This is a genomic window from Priestia megaterium (assembly GCF_023824195.1).
GTDB classification, from domain to species: domain Bacteria; phylum Bacillota; class Bacilli; order Bacillales; family Bacillaceae_H; genus Priestia; species Priestia megaterium_D.
Window position 1 is genome coordinate 1,560,950 of the sequence record NZ_CP085442.1, and the last position, 19,992, is coordinate 1,580,941.

Annotated in this window: 16 protein-coding genes; 13 read left to right on the forward strand and 3 right to left on the reverse strand. The window is 37.5% G+C overall.

From position 1 onward, the window contains the following. Positions 1–25: 25 nt before the first annotated feature. The 7 genes from LIS78_RS07955 (at position 26) to LIS78_RS07985 (ending at position 11,141) form a co-directional block, all read left to right on the forward strand. Positions 26–1,477 (forward strand): glycoside hydrolase family 68 protein, encoded by a 1,452-nt coding sequence (locus tag LIS78_RS07955; protein WP_209151313.1) that lies wholly within the window; start codon positions 26–28, stop codon positions 1,475–1,477. A gap of 353 nt (positions 1,478–1,830) precedes the next feature. After that, on the forward strand, positions 1,831–4,617 hold the full coding sequence (locus tag LIS78_RS07960; RefSeq protein ID WP_252284932.1) for a sigma-54-dependent transcriptional regulator: 2,787 nt from the start codon (positions 1,831–1,833) through the stop codon (positions 4,615–4,617). A gap of 254 nt (positions 4,618–4,871) precedes the next feature. Beyond that, on the forward strand, positions 4,872–5,312 hold the full coding sequence (locus tag LIS78_RS07965; RefSeq protein ID WP_014460796.1) for a mannose/fructose/sorbose PTS transporter subunit IIA: 441 nt from the start codon (positions 4,872–4,874) through the stop codon (positions 5,310–5,312). Then, entirely contained in the window at positions 5,309–5,803 is a 495-nt protein-coding gene (locus LIS78_RS07970; protein WP_195780654.1) for a PTS sugar transporter subunit IIB, read from the forward strand. Before LIS78_RS07965 ends, LIS78_RS07970 begins: the two co-directional genes overlap by 4 nt. Before the next feature lie 12 nt (positions 5,804–5,815). Then, complete coding sequence (locus LIS78_RS07975) at positions 5,816–6,625, forward strand: PTS mannose/fructose/sorbose transporter subunit IIC (protein WP_028408130.1); 810 nt, start codon at positions 5,816–5,818, stop codon at positions 6,623–6,625. A gap of 26 nt (positions 6,626–6,651) precedes the next feature. After that, entirely contained in the window at positions 6,652–7,479 is an 828-nt protein-coding gene (locus LIS78_RS07980) for a mannose/fructose/sorbose PTS transporter subunit IID (protein WP_013056298.1), read from the forward strand. Between the two features lie 86 nt (positions 7,480–7,565). Next, positions 7,566–11,141: a glycoside hydrolase family 32 protein gene (locus LIS78_RS07985; protein ID WP_252284933.1), complete on the forward strand. Its 3,576-nt coding sequence runs from the start codon at positions 7,566–7,568 to the stop codon at positions 11,139–11,141. 69 nt (positions 11,142–11,210) lie between these two features. Here the strand turns inward: LIS78_RS07985 and LIS78_RS07990 are convergent, their stop codons facing one another. Genes LIS78_RS07990 through LIS78_RS08000 form a run of 3 tightly spaced genes read right to left on the reverse strand, consistent with a single transcriptional unit; the run spans position 11,211 to position 13,548 of the window. Next, the gene (locus LIS78_RS07990) at positions 11,211–11,936 is read right to left on the reverse strand and encodes an amino acid ABC transporter permease (RefSeq protein WP_252284934.1); all 726 of its coding nucleotides are present in this window, start codon (positions 11,934–11,936) and stop codon (positions 11,211–11,213) included. 27 nt (positions 11,937–11,963) lie between these two features. Further along, positions 11,964–12,665 (reverse strand): amino acid ABC transporter permease, encoded by a 702-nt coding sequence (locus tag LIS78_RS07995; RefSeq protein ID WP_252284935.1) that lies wholly within the window; start codon positions 12,663–12,665, stop codon positions 11,964–11,966. Between the two features lie 37 nt (positions 12,666–12,702). Further along, the gene (locus LIS78_RS08000) at positions 12,703–13,548 is read right to left on the reverse strand and encodes a transporter substrate-binding domain-containing protein (RefSeq protein ID WP_252284936.1); all 846 of its coding nucleotides are present in this window, start codon (positions 13,546–13,548) and stop codon (positions 12,703–12,705) included. Between the two features lie 564 nt (positions 13,549–14,112). Between LIS78_RS08000 and LIS78_RS08005 the strand changes: the two genes are divergently transcribed. From LIS78_RS08005 to map, 6 genes are all read left to right on the forward strand, one after another. Then, positions 14,113–14,940, forward strand: a complete 828-nt coding sequence (locus LIS78_RS08005; RefSeq protein ID WP_252284937.1) for a MetQ/NlpA family ABC transporter substrate-binding protein — start codon at positions 14,113–14,115, stop codon at positions 14,938–14,940. 56 nt (positions 14,941–14,996) lie between these two features. Further along, a complete protein-coding gene (locus tag LIS78_RS08010; RefSeq protein WP_252284938.1) occupies positions 14,997–16,079 on the forward strand; it encodes a methionine ABC transporter ATP-binding protein in 1,083 nt (360 codons plus the stop codon). After that, positions 16,018–16,671 (forward strand): methionine ABC transporter permease, encoded by a 654-nt coding sequence (locus tag LIS78_RS08015; protein ID WP_195780647.1) that lies wholly within the window; start codon positions 16,018–16,020, stop codon positions 16,669–16,671. Before LIS78_RS08010 ends, LIS78_RS08015 begins: the two co-directional genes overlap by 62 nt. Before the next feature lie 40 nt (positions 16,672–16,711). Further along, positions 16,712–17,563 (forward strand): MetQ/NlpA family ABC transporter substrate-binding protein, encoded by an 852-nt coding sequence (locus LIS78_RS08020; RefSeq protein WP_195780646.1) that lies wholly within the window; start codon positions 16,712–16,714, stop codon positions 17,561–17,563. Positions 17,564–17,585: 22 nt separating this feature from the next. Then, complete coding sequence (locus LIS78_RS08025; RefSeq protein ID WP_252284939.1) at positions 17,586–18,935, forward strand: LLM class flavin-dependent oxidoreductase; 1,350 nt, start codon at positions 17,586–17,588, stop codon at positions 18,933–18,935. Between the two features lie 199 nt (positions 18,936–19,134). After that, a complete protein-coding gene (gene map / locus LIS78_RS08030) occupies positions 19,135–19,881 on the forward strand; it encodes a type I methionyl aminopeptidase (RefSeq protein WP_252284940.1) in 747 nt (248 codons plus the stop codon). Positions 19,882–19,992 lie beyond the last annotated feature (111 nt).

Consider the following 19,992-nt stretch of genomic DNA (forward strand, 5'->3'; position numbering starts at 1 on the left):
TATTATACAAAAGGGAGAAAAACAGATGAATATTAAGAAAATCGCAAAGCAAACTACAGCTTTATCTTTTGCTACAGCTCTGTTAGTAGGTGCTGGATCTCAAACATGGGCTGCTGAAAGCAATCATAAAGATACCAATAATAATTATGGAGTTTCCCATATTACGCGTGATAACATGCTGAAAATTCCTCAGCAGCAAAAAAGCGAACAGTTTAAAGTTCCAGCTTTTGATAAATCAACAATCAAAAATATTGCCTCTGCAAAAGGGTATGATAAATCGGGCAATTTAATTGATTTAGACGTATGGGACAGCTGGCCTCTGCAAAATGCTGACGGAACAGTAGCCAACTATCATGGTTACCAAGTTGTATTTGCACTAGCAGGTGATCCGAAAGATGCTGATGATACATCTATTTATGTGTTTTATCAAAAAATCGGTGAAGATTCGATTGACAGTTGGAAAAATGCAGGAAGAGTGTTCAAAGACAGTGACAAATTTGTACCGAATGATCCTCATTTGAAAAAGCAAACACAAGAATGGTCAGGATCTGCTACTTTAACATCAGACGGAAAAATACGCTTATTCTATACTAACTTTTCAGGTACAAACTATGGAAAACAAACCTTAACAACAGCTCAAGTAAATGTATCCCAGCCAAGTGGAGATACGTTAAAAATTGAAGGTGTTGAAGATCATAAATCCATTTTTGATGGTGATGGTAAAAAGTATCAAAATGTTCAGCAGTTTATTGACGAAGGCGCATATGGTTCAGGAGATAATCATACGTTGAGAGATCCTCACTATGTAGAGGATAAAGGGCATAAATACCTTGTGTTTGAAGCAAACACAGGAACTGAAGATGGTTATCAAGGTGAAGATTCCCTTTACAATCGAGCTTACTACGGTGGAAATAATCCATTTTTCCAATCAGAAAAAGAGAAATTACTGCAGAGCTCTAATAAAAAGAAAGCCTCTTTAGCAAACGGTGCATTAGGCATTGTTGAACTAAATAACGATTATACCTTGAAAAAAGTAATGGATCCACTGATTACTTCAAACACGGTGACAGATGAAATTGAACGCGCAAATGTATTTAAAAAAGATGGGAAATGGTACTTATTCACAGATTCTCGCGGATCTAAAATGACTATTGATGGTATCGGCCAAGATGACGTATATATGCTAGGGTACGTATCAAATACGCTGACAGGAAAATACAAACCGCTAAATGATACAGGACTTGTTTTACATATGAACCTCGATCCTAATGACAAAACGTTTACGTATTCACATTTTGCAGTTCCACAAGTGAAAGGAGACAATGTCGTAATTACAAGTTACATGACAAACAGAGGCTTCTATTCAGAGGAACATTCTACTTTTGCTCCTAGCTTCTTGTTAAATATTAAAGGATCAAAAACAGCTGTTGTGAAAAATAGTATTTTACCACAAGGGCAATTAAGTACGGATAAATAATTTTTAAAAACGAAAGAAGATGGCGGTAACTGCTGCTGTTTTCTTTCGTTTTATTATTTAATCAAAAATGTGCTGTAACCGCAGTGCTGATTAAAATAAAAAAGCAGTATATACATTAATAGTTATTTAAAGAAAATGAAACATTCAGACAGACTATAACTTTAAGAATGAAACCGGTTGACATGCAGGATTGACTAACTTAATATATTTACATATAATGGTTTGAAACGTTTTCATAGATTAGTATGACATGAGGGTACTTGTAGATGAAATAACTTGTAGTAGTAGGGAATGATCATTTCTTTGAAAGAGAAAATCCCAATCGTGAACTGAAAATAAAGAAGGTGCTTCTAATGAAACGAATTGATAAGGTATACAATCAGCTGTTGAGTAATTTTCAAGAGTTTACAGAAGTGGAACTTTTACATAAACAAGGAAGCTCAGCGATTGAAATTGCTGAACAGTTAGATTTAGAGAGATCTAATGTAAGCCTTGAACTTAACAAACTTGTCCGCATGCAAAAAGTAATCAAAATTAAAATGTTCCCCGTTCGCTACGTTCCGCTAGAGGTTGTCGAAACAATTTGTCGTCAAAAGTGGGATACGAATAAGATGGAAGTAGAAAAACTAGAGCAGCTATCTAATGGGGGAAAAGAAGAAGCTCTTCCTGCGAATCCTTTTGAATTAATGATTGGAGCTACAGGCAGTTTGAAAAAATCGATTTCTCAAGCAAAAGCTGCTGTTCTTTACCCGCCCAATGGATTACATATGCTGCTATTAGGTCCCACGGGATCAGGAAAATCTCTTTTTGCAAAACGAATCTATCAATTTGCCTTATATTCAGAGAGGCTAAAAACAGATGCCCCGTTCATTACCTTTAACTGCGCTGATTATTACCATAATCCTCAATTACTTCTTTCTCAGTTATTTGGTCATAAGCAAGGGAGTTTCACTGGAGCAACTGAAAGTAAAGTAGGTTTAGTAGAACAAGCAAATGAAGGTATTCTCTTTATGGATGAAGTACACCGGCTTCCTCCCGAAGGCCAAGAAATGCTTTTTTACCTCATTGATCAAGGTACGTACAATCGCCTAGGGGAAACAGATCATAAGCGAACGTCTAAGGTATTAATTATTTGTGCTACAACTGAAAATCCCGGTTCAGCCTTACTGCAAACTTTCTTAAGAAGAATTCCGATGACTATCCATATTCCTTCATTAGAAGAGAGGTCTTTAAAAGAAAAAATTCGCCTCACCACGTTTCTTTTAGAACAAGAAGCTAAACGAATTAATAAAAAGCTAAGTGTCCACATTGATGTATTAAATGCTTTAATCCACACTGAAAAATTCGGGAATGTAGGGCAGTTAAAGTCGAATGTGCAGCTCGTTTGCGCACACGGATTTTTAAATAACCTTGATAGTAAACATATGGTGGAACTTACAGTGCGAGATTTGCCTGATGATATTAAACAAGATTGGATTTCGAATAGTAAAAATATGGAGCGCAGCAAAAAAATTTCTGAATATGTAAACCTTAAAACGATTATCTCCCCGGCTATGGAGAGCCAAGAAATAAAAATGGAGGAAGACGTATCATTTAATTTATATCAGTTAATAGAAGAAAAAGTAGATGTTTTAACAAAAGAAGGTTTATCTCAAGAAGACATCAATCAGTATATTCTTACCGACATTCATTTGAATGTTCGGAGCTTTTTTAATCAGAAAAATGGCCAGAGCTCTAATTTAATGAAATTCGTAGAAGACGATGTGATTCAGCTTACAAAAGAATTAAAACATTTGGCTGAAAAAGAATTGAACTGTAAATTTGATCGCAGGTTTATTCATTTTTTAAGTATGCATATGGAATCCTTTTTAAAGCGAAAAAAACAAGTAGACGTATTAAATACAAAGGAGATAGATGAAATTCGCGAAACATATCCAAAAGAATATGCGGTAGCACTGCTTTTTAAAAATCGAATTGAAAAGTGGTTTAACATTATCGTGCCAGAAATAGAAGTCATTTATCTCACAATGGTTATTCAATCGATTCGAACGTTAGAAGAAAATAAACGAGTAGGGATTGTAGTTGCTGCGCATGGAAACAGCACGGCAACTTCTATGGTTGAAGTTGCTACGGAGCTTTTAGGAAGCACTCCTATTATAGCAATTGATGTGCCTTTGACGGTATCTCCGGTTGAAATTGTAGACAGGTTAATCCAAGGAATTAAGAAAGTAGATGAAGGAGAAGGCGTATTAATGCTTGTGGACATGGGTTCGCTTGCCATGTTAGAAAGCAAGTTGGAACAAAAAACAGGGACTAAAATTAAAACGATCAGCAATGTGACGACGTCTATGGTGTTAGACACCGTTAGAAAAGTAAATTATTTAGATTTAAATTTATATGCCATATTTGATTCGGTGCAAAAAGATTTTATGGAATTTATAGATAAGCAGCAGCACGTGTTTGGAAAAAAGAAAGCACTTGTTTCTATTTGTACAACAGGAAGCGGTACAGCAAAGCAATTAGAAAAAATCTTAACGATTATTTCACGCAAAGTATCTCAAGAACCTATTAAAATTCTAACCGTTTCTTCTATTAAATTAGCAGCAAACATTCGAGAAATTCAAAAAGAATATGAAATTGTTGCAACGGCAGGTACTAAAAATCCAAAGATTGATGCGCCTCATGTATCACTAGAAGTCCTCATTGAAGGGCAGGGAGAGCGAATACTTCAACAGGCAATTACAAAAGAAACGATACGCTATGATGACGAGAAAACCGAAGCGAATATTGTGGTGCGTGAACTTTGCGAGGAAAACTTGCGAAAGTACCTTCTATTTATTAATCCGTACCTCATAAGTGAAATTCTGTTAGAGTGGCTAAGTCACGTACAAGATGAGTTAGAAATGGAATTAAGCAACACCGTTATGATTCGAATTGTGATGCATACAGCCTTTGCTTTAGAAAGAATGATAAAAAATGAACCTCTTACTTTTCCAGAGGATGAAGAAATCACTCATCAATTAGAAAATATTTATCATAAAACGGAAAAAACATTACAAGTCGTCGAAAAAAAGCTGAAACTTACCTTAACAAGAGATGAAAAATTATTTATTGCCACTATTTTTGCGGATGAAATGTAAAAATCATATTATAACCCTAAGAAACTAGTTTGATTTATATGCCACTAGTTTCTTTTTTTATCCCACTTTTTAAATAACAGAAAAACCTGTATTAAAACGCATGACGTTTTGATACAGGTTTGTTTATTTTAAGAAACCTGTATCAACAACAAAGAAAAAGGTATTGAAAAATAAATGAAAGCGCTTAATACTCTTTGTTGGCACGATACTTGCAATAAATAAGTATAGAACGTAAAAGAGAGGAGCAAGTGTACATGATTTCAGTCATTATTAGTGGACATGGTGATTTCGCGCCAGCGTTAGAGGGGTCTTCCAAAATGATATTTGGTGAAGAGAATCACGTAGTAGCCGTACCTTTTCTAAAAGGAGAGGGTATCCAAACCCTTGAAGAAAAATATAAGCAGGCACTAGAGGAAATGCCCTTAGAAAATGAAGTGCTTTTTCTAGTCGATATTTTCGGAGGTACACCCTACAATGCGGCTACTCCATATATCCTTAAAAATAAAACAGCGGATATGGTATCCGGAGTTAACTTGCCTATGCTATTAGAAGTGTTAGCCATGAGGGAACACGTTACATTAAAAGAGATGCTAGGAAGATTAAAGCAAGTGAATGAAGAAAGTTTTCAAGTGTGCAGTGAACATTTGGAGAAAATCCAGCAAGCAAACCAAATCGGAGAGGATGGATTATTATGAAAATCGTTTTAGCAAGAATTGATGACCGCTTTATTCACGGGCAGGTATTAACAAGATGGATCAAAACAAATGCAGCAGATCGAATTATCATTGTTTCAGATGAGGTGGCAGCGGATGAAATGCGAAAAACGCTTATTCTTTCTGTGGCTCCTTCGAATGTAAAAGCGAGCGCTGTCTCGATTTCTAAAATGACAAAAGCATTTCACAGCCTTCGTTATCAGGATACAACAGCCATGCTGCTGTTTGAAAACCCCACAGATATTGTCGCTCTTGTTCAAGCGGGCGTACCTATTGAGACAGTAAACGTAGGGGGCATGCGTTTTGCTAATGACCGAAAACAAATCACTAAATCTGTAAGCGTTACCGAAAAAGATATCGATGCTTTTGAGAAACTGCAGGAACTAGGCGTAAAGCTTGAGCTGCGCCAATTACCTTCAGATTCTAGTGAAAATTTTATTCAACTACTGAGAAACGAAACAAAAATCAAATAAGGAGATGAGTTTATGTCTTCCATACAAATTATTTTATTATTAGTCATTGCAGCGGTAACTGGCATCGCAAGCGTGTTGGACGAAGGGCAATCCCATCGTCCTCTCATTGCCTGCACGTTAGTAGGCTTGGTGCTTGGAGATTTAAAAACCGGCATTATTTTAGGTGGAACACTGGAATTAATGGCTCTTGGATGGATGAATGTTGGATTGGCGATGGCACCTGATACGGCTATTGCTTCTGTTATTTCAACTATTTTAGTTATCACAGCTGGTCAGGGTATTGGTGAAGGCATTGCGGTAGCCATAGCTTTAGCAGCTGCAGGGCAAGTACTCACCATTTTTGTTCGTACCATCACAGTATTTTTAATTCATCGAGCTGATAAGTACGCGGAAGAAGGAAACTTTAAAGGAATTGAAATTATGCATATTACTGCTATGGGTTTTCAGGCTCTCCGCGTTATGATTCCAACTTTAATTGTTACATTAATCAGCGTAAGCGCCGTGCAAACTTTCCTCGGAAATATTCCGGAAGTTATTACAAAAGGCCTGCAAATTGGAGGAGGCATTATCGTGGTCGTAGGATATGCCATGGTTATCAATATGATGAACATTCCTCATTTAAAGCCCTTTTTCTATATCGGGTTCTTATTGGCGGCATTTACAGGGTTTAACCTGGTAGGATTTGGGGCGCTAGGTCTTTGTTTAGCACTTCTTTATCAGCAAGTAATGCAGCAGCGAAATCAAATGCAGCCGGCAGGCGTTCCCGCAGCTACAGGGAGCGAACAAGTATATGATGATGACGATGATGATTTAGATGCCTAAACGGCAAACTTAAGGGAGGGATAGAGATGGAAAATGAAAAAAGATTAACGAAAAAAGATATCTTTAGCATGTTCATTCGTTCGAATTTTTTACTCGGTTCATTTAACTTTGAGCGTGTTCAAGCAATGGGCTACTGTTATGTTATGATTCCAGCAATCAAGCGCTTATATGGACCAGGAGCTCAGCGAAATGCAGCATTAAAGCGTCATTTAGAATGGTTCAATACACACCCATGGATTTCCGCACCTATATTTGGCGTCACGGCAGCAATGGAAGAAGAAATGGCAAACAAAAAAGATTTTGATGAAAAAGCTATCAGCGGAATGAAAATTGGATTAATGGGCCCGCTTGCTGGTGTAGGAGACCCTATTTTCTGGGGAACGCTTCGACCAGTTCTCGCAGCCCTAGGCGCATCTCTTGCGTTAGGCGGGAATATTGCCGGGCCACTGCTGTTTTTCATCTTAATTAATGCAATTCGATTAAGTACAAAATATTATGGATTAAAATATGGCTACTTAAAAGGAACAGAAATTTTAAAAGATTTAGTAGGCAATCGAATTCAAAAACTGACGGAAGGTGCATCCATTTTAGGACTCTTCGTAATGGGAGCGCTGGTTTCGAAATGGACCACTATTAATATACCAGTGGTTGTTTCTAGGATCAAAGATGATTCTGGTAAAGTTGTGGTAAAAACCGTGCAAGACGTACTTGATAGTATTCTACCGGGGCTGCTTCCTTTAGCGCTGACTTTATTAGTAGCATGGATGCTTCGAAAAGGTACAAATCCGCTGCTTATTATCTTCGGTATTTTCTTAATTGGTATAGGGGGTTATTGGATCGGCTTTTTAGGGTGATAAATAAGAGGAGTCATCTATTCTTCTAGCATCTGCTGGTGAAAATGTTTTACATAACCAGTATGCAAATAAAGGAGGAAAGGAAGATGAAAAGAACCGTCAGAAAGTTATTGATGATTGGAGTCGCTTGTTCCATAAGCTTGTTTTCTGCATGCCCTGTATTAGCTGATAATACAGGGTATTATCAAGAAAAATACCGGAATCAATTTCATTTTTCTCCAGAAGCGAACTGGATGAACGATCCAAATGGAATGGTCTATTATAACGGAGAGTATCACCTTTTTTATCAGTATTATCCTTACGGTACCACTTGGGGACCTATGCACTGGGGGCATGCAGTTAGTACAGATTTAGTGAAATGGAAACACCTGCCGATTGCTCTTTCTCCAGACGAGAACGGAGAGATCTTTTCAGGAAGTGCCGTTATCGATTGGAATAATACCGCAGGGTTTGGAAAAGAAGCAATGGTAGCTATCTTTACACACTCGGGCAGCAAAGGACAAGTGCAAAGTCTAGCATACAGCAAGGACAGCGGAAGAACGTGGACCAAATATGAAGGAAATCCTGTTATGCCGAATCCCCCAGTTCCTGACTGGCGCGACCCAAAAGTGTTTTGGCACGAACAAACCAAGCAGTGGGTGATGTCTTTAGCAGCTAAAGATAAAATTATGTTTTATACATCACCTGACTTGAAAAATTGGAAATACGCAAGTGAGTTTGGACCTGATGGAGGCATCCAAGCAAACGGTCAAAGCGGTGCCTACTCATATACTTTATCCGAACAAAAAGGTCAATCCTTTACTCTAGAGGGAGAAATTACGCTTGTAGAAAAGAATGGACGCGCAGGCGCAGGCGGTCTTGTTTTTCGTTCTAATAAAGACGCAACAAACGCATATACCGTCAATTTAGATGCTGAAAAGAACCTCTTAACACTTAACAAAGTAGAGAAAGGAAACGTAACGCCCGTTGTTTCAAAGTCGATGAGGCTTGATACATCACAAGCATATCATGTAAAAGTAGAAGCAAACAGTCACTACTTTAAGGTATTGCTAAATGGAAAACAGGTTCTAGAAGGCAGTGATGCATCTTTTGAAAATGGTCAGTTTGGATTAACAGCATGGAATTCCACAGCTGTCTTTCGTCATGTTAAATTTACGAATCAATCTAATTTTATAACCAATCTATCTAACTGGAAACCTGTTACTGGAACGTGGAATGATACTGCTGCTGGAAAACTCGGTAAATCTGACAGTGATGGATATATTATAAGTGAAGAACAGGGTGTCCAGTTCATTTACGAGTCAAATATGACATTTTTAGATGCAAATGGTTCAGGTGCACTACTCTTTCGAGCAGACGCGGAAGCCAAAAACGGATATATAGCTAGCGTGGATGCTTCTAAGGATACAATCAAACTAGTAAAGCTTCAAAATGGCATTTCAACTGTCCTTGCCGAAACAAACGAAAAAATTGATACGAGCAAATCACATCAAGTGAAAATAACTGCATCGGGAAATAAACTTGATTTGCATATAGACGATAAATTCACTCTTACTGCAAAAGATGAAACTTTTTCAAAAGGATTGTTTGGATTACATGTTCATCAATCTTCAGTCCGGTTCCAAGACGTTAACATGACCAAGTTTATTGATACAGATGAAAAGGAAATTAAAAATGAAAGTTTTGAAACAGGCGATCTCACCGGCTGGAAAACGATAAAAGGAAATGCATTCACAAACGATCATATAACGGATGCAACCGCAAATTGGAGCGGTCTCTTTGAACAAAAAGGAAAGTATCATTTATGGGGGTTTTCTGATAAGCAAGATGGCGATAATGCCACTGGAGAATTACATTCATCTTATTTTAAATTGAGCGGCTCAGGTGAAATCAATTTGTTAATGGGAGGCGGAAACGACCCCACAAACCGCTATGTCTCCTTAGTCAGGGCATCTGACGGTAAAGAATTGATTCGTCAAGCGAATACAAAGTTTGCAGATGAAAAGTATCAGCGCTACGTGTGGGATGCTTCTAAGTATAGAGGAGAAGTACTGTACATTAAAGCCGTTGATCAAGCTGTAGGCGGATGGGGGCATATTAATCTAGATGATGTTAATGTATTTAATACAGAAAAAATGCCGGAGAAAGTAGACAGTGTAGCAAAAGAACCGGAGGAAGTTAAACAAAGGGAAGGGGGAGAGCTTTCAGATTGGAATACGGTGTCAGGAGAATGGGTGAATTCAACTCATGGAAGCAACGGAGGCATTTGGGAGTGTCCTACTTTACTCGAACTGCCGGTTGATGGAGACAGCATGAAGAAAAAATGGGTGCTGCAAGTAAGCATTAATGATGGAGCGGCAGCTGGAGGTTCAGGTATGCAGTACTTTGTTGGTGACTTTGATGGGAAAATGTTTAAAAATGAAAATCCACCAGAGGAAGTGCTGTGGACAGATTATGGCGCTGACTTTTATGCTGCTGTAGATTGGAGCGGAGTTGAAGCAGATAACGGAGAAAAGTATTGGCTAGGATGGATGAGTAACTGGCAATATGCAAACAATACCCCAACTACTACTTGGAGAAGCTCTATGTCAATTCCAAGAAAAATAGAACTAACCAACACAGCAGAAGGGCTTCGTTTAAAACAAATCCCTGTTTCAATTGATTCAATTCGCAATAAGCAAGAAAAAAAGGTGTTGAAGAATCTGATGGTCGTTGAAAATAAAAATCTTCTTTCAGGCATACAGGAAAACAAATATGAAATCATTGCAGAATTCGATGTTTCTAATATAGATGCACAAGAATTTGGTTTTCAAATTCAAAAAGAAGGCAGTGAAAATACAAAAGTCAGCTATAACGTAAACAAGCAGCGATTATTTGTTGACCGAACAAACTCTGGAAGTTTTGATTTTGGTGAAAATGTGAAAGGCAAACACTCTGCTTCTATGCTTCCAAAAGACGGAAAGGTTAAGCTTCATATGTTTGTAGACCAGTCATCTGTAGAAGTATTTGGTAATGACGGCACGGAAGTAATAACAGATCAGCTCTTTCCAACGCTTTCAAGCAATAAAATAAGGCTTTATAGCAAAGGAGGAGCTGTAAAATTGAATTCTCTGAAGATGTATCCATTAAAATCTATTTGGAATAAAAGTCCTGTTGAGACAAACTTATCAGGATGGAAAAGCATTAGCGGACTATGGGCCGATACGATTAATGGAAAACAAGGACGAAGCAAAGAAGATGCCTTTGCTTTATCATCAGAAAAAGCAAAGAATTTTATATATGAGGCAAAGATAAAGGTGTTAGACGATCCTGTTTCAAATTCTACAGGAGCAGGAGCGCTAGTATTCCGTTCGGATGAACAGGCAAATAATGCTTACGCTGCGAATGTAGATGTGCTTAATAATCAAGTGAAACTAATTGCGTTTAGAGACGGAATAGGCAAGGATCTCATTATTTACGATGATGGGGGAAAGCTGGATTTAAAGACAAATACGGATTATCGCTTGAAAGTAACGGCTGAAGGGGAACACATCCAAGTTTATCTCGATGATAAGCTTGTGATTGATGCAGTGGACCATACCTTTTCAGAAGGCTATGCGGGGTTGAATGTGTGGAATTGTACTAGTTTGTTTAATGAAGTGAAGTTTGAAACAGTGGATTAAGGGATTGTGAAAGCTGCCATGTACTAAGGCAGCTTTCTTAATCAGTTTATAGTAATTTTTCTAGGGGAATTAAGAAGCTGAACGCACTTCTTCTCTTAATTCATAATAACTAAGTTTTTTCTCAATGACTACAAATAGCCTTTCAAAGAAAAAGCAAAGAATCCAGTAAATAAGTGAAGCGACCAGATACATTTCTAAATATCTATACCCATCATTGGCGATGACTTTAGATATCGCCATAATTTCAACTACTTTTACCGCAAAAGCAAGAGAAGTGGCTTTAATTAAACTAATAAAAATGTTTCCAAGGTTAGGAATAGCGGCTACTAAAGACTGAGGGAAGATAATTCTTTTAATAGCTTGAAAAGTAGTCATTCCTATTGAATATGCAGCTTCAAATTGACCACGGTCAATGGTTTGAATAGAAGAACGGAATACCTCTGATTGATAAGCAGAGGTATTTAATGTGTACGCAATTAAAGCATAAATTAAAGGTGAAATAGTATCCCCACCTAAGTCCCATCCTTGAGTCTCGTTTAGAAATTCTATAAAAATAGGGATTCCGTAGAAAAATACATAGAGCTGTACGAGCAGTGGAGTGCCTCTCATAAATGAGACGTATATAACAGCTGTTTGCTTTAGCAGTGGAATTTTATATATTCTGCATAGCGCAATGAAAAGACCAAAAATACTTCCTAACGCCATTGAAATGATCGCTATGGTTAGTGTTAAAGGCACACCTTTTAAGACTTCAGGAGTTTGCTCCAAAGCAAATCGCAAATCAATAATAGGCAATCATGTTCACTCCTTTACTAGTGCAGGTTATTTAGAGATGCTGACGCCGCCTTTTTTAAAATGTTTCTCTAAGTAACTGACCGTGATTTCAATTACGATACACATGCTCCAATAAACAAGTGAGATCGTAATATAAATTTCAAACATTCCTATTCCATAGTTGTTGCCCAAGATAAGGCGAACTTGCCCCATGATATCAATAATCCCGATAGTAAAAGCAAGTGCAGTATCTTTTAATAATGAAATCGTAGCATTTCCTAAATTAGGTAGTGCTGCTACAAACGCTTGAGGAAGGATAATTCTTCTTAAGGTTTGAAAATAGTTCATGCCAATACTATAAGCTGCTTCGAACTGCCCTTTATCAATCGAAAAATATGCTGAACGAATAATTTCTGATAAAGGGGCGGCAGTATGTAATGAAAAAGCAATAACCAAGAAAGTGATGCGGCTCCAGCTGTTAATGTCGATATGGACAAGCAGCAGCAGCTGAGGAAGGCCAAAGTATACAAGAAACAGCTGAACAAGCAGCGGTGTACAGCGCATAAAAGATAAATAGATGGTTGCCATTTTAGAAAGAACAGGCTTTTTTTGAATGCGTATAAGGGCAATCAAGAAACCTAAAAGCAACGAAAAAAGTAGAGAAAGACCTAACATAAATAGTGTTAAAGGAAGTTTATCTACCACTTGCCACAATAGTTTTAACCAATCATGAAAATCAGTACTAATCATATCTCACCCCGCCTTAATGATGAATTCTTTTACTCATTTAATCTTGGAAATTGAAGTTTTGTTGATTAATATACTTTAAGTCTTTAAAGAAATTTACTTTAAACCATTCTTTAGCCAAGCTTTCTAGCGTTCCGTCATTTTGTAGTTTGACTGTCGCTTTATCAATCTCGTCAGCAAGTTTTTGATTATTTTTATTAAAGACTAACCAAGTTGGTTCTTTTGATACAATGCCCCCTACTTTTAAATTTAATTTGAGCTGTTTTTGTACTTCGTTAAATGTTGTTACGTTTAAAAAAATAGCATCCGATTTACCTTTATTTACCAACTTTAAATTTTCTGCCGTAGAAGGGTTATCAATGCTTTCTAATGTTAAAGGCTTAGTGGCATGTTCTTTGTTATAAGCATTCAAAATAGCGCGCAATCCACCCGTAGCCGATACAGGTGGAAACTTTTTACCTACCATATCGTCAAGTGTTTTGATATCGTTTCGTGATTTTTGTGTCACTAAAGCCGTTAAAGAATAACCATATTCATGTGCAGGATAAAGAAACTTTTCTTCACGTTCAGGGTTTTTAAAGAACCAGTTGATGGCGAAATCATATTTTCCCGTCGAGACACCTACCAAATTTGTTTCTTCTTCTCCAAGGGTATATTCAAATTTGTACTCTGGAAGCTTTTTTTCAAGCTCCTTTAAATAATCCATATCATATCCAATGGGCTCATTCTGTTCGTCCGTAAATAGAAAAGGCGGATTTACTTCATCACTCAAAGCAACTTTGACTACTTTTTTATCGCTATTTTCTGAGCTAGAGCTTTGAGAGCATCCTCCTAAAGCCATAATAAGTCCAATTGCCAAAGCTAAAGTAAAACATAATTTTTTCATCGTTTTATTCCTCCCGATACTAATTTCTGTGTGACGAATAATAAAAAAGCTTTTTCGGTGCCATTGGTGATCCCAGTAGGCAAGCATACTTTAGATTGCAAAACAAAAGAGGCTCCTCAAACGCTATGGATACGTTTGAAGAGCCTCTGGTTGACCAGACGGCCTGATTAATATGAAGTCTATATTAAGTTAATTATTCCTATTTGTAAAGTCAGTTTTTTGGGTAACATAAACATTTTGGTTAGGTTTTTTAGACTTTCTATCTAATGCTCGATTGAGGCACTCAAGTACAGCCAGCACAAATAAAATATGTAATCTCAAGGTTTAAAAATACTAAATTGACAGTCAAAAAGATGTTTGGTATATTTTTCAAAAGATTTAAAATTCTTATTGGAATTATCGGATTTAAAAATGTTTGTTAAACCTATAGCGGAAATAGAACAGTCGACCAGACGAATGGAGACAAAAATGACGGGGATTACCTCAGATTTTTTGTCTTTTTTAGTGGCCGCAGATTAACGCCATATGTTTAATACATCACAAATGATGGAGGTAGAGAGAGAAATGAAGAAATTTGTATGGCTTTTTGCATTATTAGCAGTGATTACTGTTGTGGGAGGGTGTGGAAATAAAGAAAAAGCATCTGGCCAAAATAGTGACAAGAAAGAAGATATAGTTCTTAAAGTGGGAGCAGCTTCCACGCCGCATGCCGAAATTTTAAAGTATGTGGAACCCGATTTGAAAAAAGAAGGTATAAAGTTGGACATTGTAAATATTAAAGACGGCATACAGACAAATGAACAAACAGCAAATGGAGAATTAGATGCCAACTATTTTCAGCATACGCCATACTTAGAGCAAACGAATAAAGACAGTGGATTGAATCTTGTCAGCGTGACAAATGTTCATATTGAACCGTTTGGAGTGTATTCTAAAAAAATAAAATCAATTGACGATTTATCCAAAGGAGCAAAGGTTGCTGTTCCTAATGATCCGGTGAATTTTTCACGTGCACTAGAGCTTTTCGAGGCTAATGGAATTATTAAATTAAATAAGAAACCTGGTGGCAGTTCTTATACGGTTGAAGATATTTCAAAGAATAAAAAGAAGCTAGACTTTGTTGCAGTAGATGGTCCGCTTCTTGTCCGTTCTCTTGATGATGTAGAAGCTTCAGCTATCAATACGAATTACGCTCTTGAAGGCGGATTTAAACCAACTAAAGATGCGTTAATTATTGAAAAGAAAGAGTCTCCTTATGTGAACATTCTAGTGACTACGAAAGAGAAAAAAGATGATAAAAATATCCAACGTTTAGCAAAAGCACTTACGACAGACAAGGTTAAAAAGTTTATTAATGACAAATACGATGGCGCAGTCGTTCCAGCTTTCTAAGTATAGGAGTAAAAGAGAAATAGGAATGACAGTTTGAAAGAAAAGGAGGGGTTCTTTTGATAACGTTTCAAGGTGTTTCAAAAGTATTCGAGAGTGGTTCAAAGAAGGTTGAAGCTCTCAAAGACATTGAATTAACCATACAAAAAGGAGACATATTTGGGGTAATTGGATTAAGCGGGGCAGGAAAAAGTACACTTCTTCGAACGATTAATCTGCTGGAGTACCCGACGTCAGGTGAAGTGATCGTAGATGGAGAAAACTTAGCAACGTTGTCTGAAACGGAGCTAAGAAAAAACAAAAAAAGAATCGGCATGATCTTTCAACACTTTAATCTATTAAATTCAAAAACGGTGTTTGAAAATATAGCAATGCCGCTTATATTAAGTGGAAAACCAAAAAAAGACATAAAGCTACGTGTAGAAGAACTTCTTCATTTTGTAGGTTTAGAAGACAAAACAGGTGTATATCCCGATCATCTGTCAGGAGGTCAAAAACAGAGAGTGGGCATTGCACGTGCATTAGCAACAAACCCTTCTATTTTATTATGTGATGAAGCAACTTCGGCATTGGATCCGCATACAACAGAATCTATTTTGAAATTGCTGAAAAGAGTTAATGAAGAATATCAAATTACGATAGTAATAATCACACACGAAATGGAAGTCATTAAGCAAATTTGTAATCGTGTCGCTGTGATGAAAGACGGGAAAATTATTGAAACAGGAAATGTATTTGATATTTTTTCAAATCCACGTACTGAAATTGCTAAAAATTTTGTTCAGTCCGTTGTTCGAGATGACATTCCGCAAAACGTGTATGAATTAGTACAAACTACAAATTCAAATCAGAAGATTTTTAAGATTAACTTTCTCGGCAGCAATTCTGGTCAATCTGTGATTTCAACCTTATCAAAGCGCTTTAATGTACAGGTGAACATTTTACTTGGAAACATTACGGAGCTACAGGGCATTCCATTTGGGCATTTAATTATTGAATTAATTGGCACGCAAGAAGAAATAGACAGAGCTGAACTATATGCACTGCAGCAAAATATAAAAATGGAAGAGGTGGTTGCAAATGTTAGAAGTAAGCCAAGAGTTGATATTAGCGGCTTTGTGGGAAACACTGTACATGGTTAGTGCTTCCCTGCTTTTCGGGGCTTTAATTGGAATTCCTTTAGGGATTTTACTTGTTGTAACACGCAAGGGTCATATTCTTGAAAATCGAGTTATTTTTTCAATTCTAAATCCTATTGTAAACATTTTTCGTTCGATTCCGTTCATTATTTTACTTGTAGCAATTATCCCATTTACAAGGTTCGTCGTCGGAACAACTATTGGTACAACGGCGGCTATTGTTCCGCTGGTTTTACATATTGGACCTTATATGGCTAGGCTCGTTGAAAATTCTTTGCTTGAAGTAAATGAAGGCATTATTGAAGCAGCGCAAGCGATGGGCGCTTCTAAAACCCAAATTGTATTCCGTTTTTTAATTCCAGAGGCCTTTCCCTCTCTTATTTTAAGCTTAACAACTGTCACAATTGGGTTAATTGGAGCAACTGCAATGGCCGGTGCTATCGGAGGCGGGGGGCTTGGTGATTTAGCTATTACTTACGGCTACCAGCGCTTCAGCACGATTACGATTGTAGTCACCGTTGTGCTCCTTATTATTATTGTTCAAGGTATTCAATCTTTAGGAAACGTTATCGAACGCAAGATTAGAAGAGTGTAAGGACGTATTTGAAGCAAGCTTTTTAAAAGGGGAGTTATAAATGAAAAAACCGATATTCCTGCTTTTGCTGTTGTTCATCCTCGCCATAACAGGATGTTCTAATTCCCTATCTAGTGCCGATAGTAAAGAAGCTAAAATTAAAATAGGCATCCGAAGCTCTGAACTTAGGACGTGGGAATTTATAAAAGAGAAAGCAAAAAAACAAGGGCTGGATATAGAACTTGTGAATTTTTCTTCAGCTTACGATCCTAATCAAGCCTTAGCTGAAGGAGAAATAGATGTAAATGCGTTTCAGCACGTTGCGTATTTAGATTCATTTAATCAAAAGAACGGAACGGATATTGTGCCAATCGGAACGACGATCATTGCGCCTCTAGGTCTTTATTCCGAAAAATATAAATCATTAAAAGACATTCCAAATGGTGCTCAAATTGCTGTTCCAAATGATCCTTCCAACTGGGGAAGAGCATTAGTTTTGCTGCAAGAAGCGGATTTAATTACGGTGGTCGAAGGCTTTGACGGTAACGGAGGAGAGGATAAAATTAAAAGCAACCCTAAAAATTTAAAGATTGTTCCCGTCGATTCTGCAAGCACTCCCCGCGTTATGCAAGATACCGCGGCTTCCATTATTAACAACGGTGTAGCTGTGGAAGCGGGTCTAAGCTTAAAGGACGCACTTATTCATGAAAATAAAACAGCGAAGCCCTATATTAATGTCATCGCTGCAAGAAAAAAAGATCAGGATAAAGCGTATTTAAAGAAGCTAGTAAAAGTGTATCAATCAAAAAATACGGCTGCCTTTATTAAAAAAGCATACAAAGGAAATTATATTCCGACGTTTATTAGTTTGAAAGAATTGAATACGTACAAAGACACGTATAAAACAAAATAAGTACTAAATAGGGGGTGGAAAAATGGCCAAGGAACGAAAAATGAAACTTGCCGCTTATTTGATTGGCACAGGCATGCATGTAGCTTCATGGCGTCATCCTGATTCAAAGCCTAACGCAAGTATCGACGTTTCTGTGTATCAAAAGCTTGCACAAACCGCTGAAAGAGGAAAATTTGATATCGCATTTATTGCCGACAGTTTAGCAGTAAATACGGAGTCACATCCTCAGATTTTAAATCGATTTGATCCTATTGTAATCATTACAGCAATGGCAGCAGCTACTGAGAAAATTGGCATTGTTGCCACATCTTCAACTACTTACAATGAACCTTATACACTAGCGCGACAGTTCGCCTCTGTCGATCATGTAAGTGGAGGGAGGGCGGGCTGGAATGTTGTGACGACAGCAGATGCAACAGGTGAAACGGCGTTAAACTTTAGCCGGGATACTCATTGGGAACATGATCACCGTTATGAACGTGCGGAAGAATTTATTGATGTTGTTCAAGGGTTATGGGATTCGTGGGAAGATGCTGCCTTTTTATATGATAAAGAAAACGGAGCGTTTTTTGATGCTAAAAAGGTACATGAACTTAACTATAAAGGTAAGTATTTTTCTGTAAAAGGGCCGTTAAATATCGCTCGTTCCGTCCAAGGACAGCCAGTTATCGTTCAGGCCGGTTCTTCTGAGCCGGGACAGCGCTTAGCGGCAAGAACGGCAGAAGTGGTATTTGCTCACCGAGATAACATAGAAGAAGCCAAAAGTTTTTATAAATCCCTTAAATCAAGGCTTTCTGAATACAATAGAACAGAAGCGGATTTACATATTCTTCACGGCATTTCCCCTATTGTAGGAGAAACAGAAGAAGAAGCGATTCAAAAATACAACGATTTACAAAAGCTAGTGAATCCGTATGAAGGATTAAAGTTCGTTTCTGGGTATATGGGGAACGTTGATTTTACGAAGTATACCCTTAATACTCCTGCATCAGAGGTGGAGTTTTCATCGGTGAATGGCATCCAAAGTCAGTTTGATGAAATGCTAAGAATTATAGCGAAAGAAAAACTAACGGTAGGGGATCTTTACACGCGATTTTTCGGTGCTGCAAGAAGAGATAACTTTGTAGGGACCCCCATTCAAATTGCGGACGAAATGGAAAAATGGTTTCAGGAAAAAGCAGCGGACGGATTTATGCTGCAGTTTCCTTTGCTTCCAGCTGGCTTAGATGATTTTGTGAATTTTGTTGTACCAATCTTACAAGAAAGAGGTTTGTTTCGGATAGACTACGAAGGAAACACTTTAAGAGATCATTTGGAGCTTAAGAAACCTAGAAATAGGTTTGTTGGTGAAAGTGTAAGACCTATAGTGTAGAGAAGAATGCTGCCTTATAGCAGCATTCTTTTCTTTGTGAATTTAATCGGTTAAGAAACGAAAGTTTAACATATGATAAATATCTTACTAGTCTAATTAATCGTACATTTTAGTTCTTAAAAGGTCTTTTGAAAAATCCTCATAAAAATATGATAAAATCGGATAGGATATATATTTCGAGGAAGGAAAGTGTTTTTTTATGATTATTGGTAACGAACAAGATTTAGAAAGTTTACGTAAAATTGGACGCATCGTTGCACTTGCACGCGAAGAGATGAAAAACCAAGCAAAAGCTGGCATGACAACGAAAGAGCTTGATATGATCGGTAAAAAAATATTGGATGAACACGGTGCTACTTCTGCACCTGAAAAAGAATATAATTTCCCAGGTGTAACGTGCATTAGTGTAAACGAAGAAGTGGCTCACGGTATTCCGGGAGATCGAGTATTACAAGATGGCGATTTAGTAAATGTGGATGTATCTGCCGTACTTGATGGCTATTATTCAGATACGGGCATTTCATTTGTCATTGGGCAAGACGAAGAAAAAGAAAAGCTGTGCCAAGCTGCAGTTGATGCATTTTGGGCAGCCATGAAAAAAGTAAAAGCTGGTTCAAAACAAAATCAAATTGGTCGTGCTGTATCTAACTTTGCACACAAAAACGGATATGCTGTTATTGAGAACTTAACAGGTCATGGTGTTGGCCGCAGCTTGCATGACGCTCCTAACCACATTTTAAACTATTATGATCCAATGGATAAAGCACTTTTGAAAAAAGGTCTTGTTATTGCTGTCGAGCCATTTATTTCTATGAAAGCTGATCATATCATTGAACGCGGAGACGACGGCTGGACATTTGTTACGCCGGATAATAGTCTTGTGGCACAATGTGAACATACCATTGTTGTCACAAATGGTGAACCAATTATTCTAACTGAACTATGAGAGTGCAGCATATTACCCCACGCACCTGCTAATTTCTAAAGATTTTATTAGCAAAAGCTACCTCACTGCAATGATCGTTCATTGCAGTGAGGTGGCTTTTTTCAGGAAAAC

Coding starts and splice junctions, on each gene's coding strand:
- LIS78_RS07985 (WP_252284933.1), top strand. CDS start 7,566: ATGAAAAGAACCGTCAGAAAGTTATTGATGATTGGAGTCGCTTGTTCC.
- LIS78_RS07955 (WP_209151313.1), top strand. CDS start 26: ATGAATATTAAGAAAATCGCAAAGCAAACTACAGCTTTATCTTTTGCT.
- LIS78_RS07975 (WP_028408130.1), top strand. CDS start 5,816: ATGTCTTCCATACAAATTATTTTATTATTAGTCATTGCAGCGGTAACT.
- LIS78_RS08020 (WP_195780646.1), top strand. CDS start 16,712: ATGAAAAAACCGATATTCCTGCTTTTGCTGTTGTTCATCCTCGCCATA.
- LIS78_RS08025 (WP_252284939.1), top strand. CDS start 17,586: ATGGCCAAGGAACGAAAAATGAAACTTGCCGCTTATTTGATTGGCACA.
- LIS78_RS08005 (WP_252284937.1), top strand. CDS start 14,113: ATGAAGAAATTTGTATGGCTTTTTGCATTATTAGCAGTGATTACTGTT.
- LIS78_RS07965 (WP_014460796.1), top strand. CDS start 4,872: ATGATTTCAGTCATTATTAGTGGACATGGTGATTTCGCGCCAGCGTTA.
- LIS78_RS08015 (WP_195780647.1), top strand. CDS start 16,018: ATGTTAGAAGTAAGCCAAGAGTTGATATTAGCGGCTTTGTGGGAAACA.
- LIS78_RS07970 (WP_195780654.1), top strand. CDS start 5,309: ATGAAAATCGTTTTAGCAAGAATTGATGACCGCTTTATTCACGGGCAG.
- LIS78_RS08000 (WP_252284936.1), bottom strand. CDS start 13,548: ATGAAAAAATTATGTTTTACTTTAGCTTTGGCAATTGGACTTATTATG.
- LIS78_RS07980 (WP_013056298.1), top strand. CDS start 6,652: ATGGAAAATGAAAAAAGATTAACGAAAAAAGATATCTTTAGCATGTTC.
- map (WP_252284940.1), top strand. CDS start 19,135: ATGATTATTGGTAACGAACAAGATTTAGAAAGTTTACGTAAAATTGGA.
- LIS78_RS07995 (WP_252284935.1), bottom strand. CDS start 12,665: ATGATTAGTACTGATTTTCATGATTGGTTAAAACTATTGTGGCAAGTG.
- LIS78_RS07960 (WP_252284932.1), top strand. CDS start 1,831: ATGAAACGAATTGATAAGGTATACAATCAGCTGTTGAGTAATTTTCAA.